Consider the following 1,415-nt stretch of genomic DNA (forward strand, 5'->3'; position numbering starts at 1 on the left):
GGCGGGAAATTCCCGGAGGAAATCAGCGACGAAGGAGCGCCGCAGGGACATTTCCTGCACCGCAGGCCCCGACGAAGGAGGGGCTAGAGGGGCCGGAGCGGACACGTACAATCCGTCAGGACAGCAGCCAAAACGCGTCGCAGACACAGCAGGTGATGACGGGCAGGAGCTCTGCGACGGACCGGCAGCACCAACAGCCGGCCGCGCCAGCGGACGCCCTTCAACTGGTTGGAGCGCAGCGGAAACCAGGGCGAGCCCTGCGAGCCTGCCTTTCACCCCGGGCCAGGAACAACCCAACGGCACCGACAGCCCTGGCTTGCCGCCGGCGGACGCCGCCCGGCATCTGGTCGCTGCGGGATGGGCGGTCCGCCGTGGGCGACCATCAGCGAAAGCCGGCCACGACGGCGGACCGCCCGCGGTGACCGGCCCCGAAAGACCGGCCACCCGTGGGCTTAGCTGGCGAGCAGTTCTCTCAGTTCGTCAGCGTCAGTCACCAGTGCCGCGCCTCCTTCTTTGAGGAGCCGGTGGCATCCTGCGGAGTTGGCGCTGTGGACGCTGCCAGGGACGGCGGCGACGTGACGGGCGATGGTTTCGGCGTGGTGGGCGGTATTCAGGGCACCGGAGCGCCAGCGGGCTTCGACGACGCACGTGACCCCGGCAAGGGCTGCAATGATGCGGTTTCTGTACAAGAACCTTGCCCGGGTAGGGGCGGATCCTGGGGGCAGCTCGGACAGCGTCAGCCCATTGCTGCGGATCGCGGCCGCGAGGTCCGCGTTTCCCGCCGGGTAGTCCCGGTCCAGTCCCCCGGCCAGGACGGCGATGGTGGCCAGGCCGCTGCCGGTGCTCCCGGCCAGTGCCGCGCGGTGGGCGTGGGCGTCGACGCCGTAGGCGAGTCCGGCGATCACGCAGATTCCGCGCTGGGCCAGGCTGTAAGCGAGGTCGCCGGTGACGGACGCGCCGTAGCTCGTGCAGTCCCGTGAGCCGGCCAGTGCCGCGCAGTTGGACGGGTCGGGGATTCCGTTCCCGACGTGGCCCCGGTACCAGAGGCCAAAGGGCGCGTCCGGGAGGTCGTCCAGGCCGCCGGGCCAGTGCTCGTCTCCGGGGATGAGGAAACCGCCGCCCAGGCGTTCGATGGTGGCCAGGTCCTTTTCCGGGTCCAGGTCGGGCACGCGGGGTGCCCAGCGCTTCAGCGCGTCGGACAGTTCCTCGGGCGTCACGTCCGGGAGGGTGTGGGCGGGTTGGGCGCCGGTGGCGAGCCGCAGCGCGGCGTATGCGCCGAGCTTGCCCACGAGGGTCCGCCCAACGGTGTCGTTCGCTTCGAACAGGCGGGTCAGGGCTGCGCGTGCAATGCGGTCGTTCATGGTGTTGCTCCTTTTTTGCCGAAAGGGTTGGTGGGTGGGGCGGCTCAGGTGACC

Annotated in this window: 1 protein-coding gene; it reads right to left on the minus strand. The window is 70.2% G+C overall.

Features of this window, described 5'->3' with window-relative positions; all coding sequences use genetic code 11:
- Nucleotides 1-452 precede the first annotated feature (452 nt).
- Complete coding sequence (dprA, locus tag HNO81_RS19905; protein WP_175319814.1) at nucleotides 453-1,361, minus strand: DNA-processing protein DprA; 909 nt, start codon at nucleotides 1,359-1,361, stop codon at nucleotides 453-455.
- Between the last annotated feature and the right edge of the window lie 54 nt (nucleotides 1,362-1,415).

Origin of the sequence: Pseudarthrobacter sp. C4D7, assembly GCF_013359725.1 — a bacterium.
Classification (GTDB): Bacteria; Actinomycetota; Actinomycetes; order Actinomycetales; family Micrococcaceae; genus Arthrobacter.

Excerpts from the sequence above, each read along its gene's own strand:
- dprA (WP_175319814.1), bottom strand. The coding sequence starts at position 1,361 with ATGAACGACCGCATTGCACGCGCAGCCCTGACCCGCCTGTTCGAAGCG.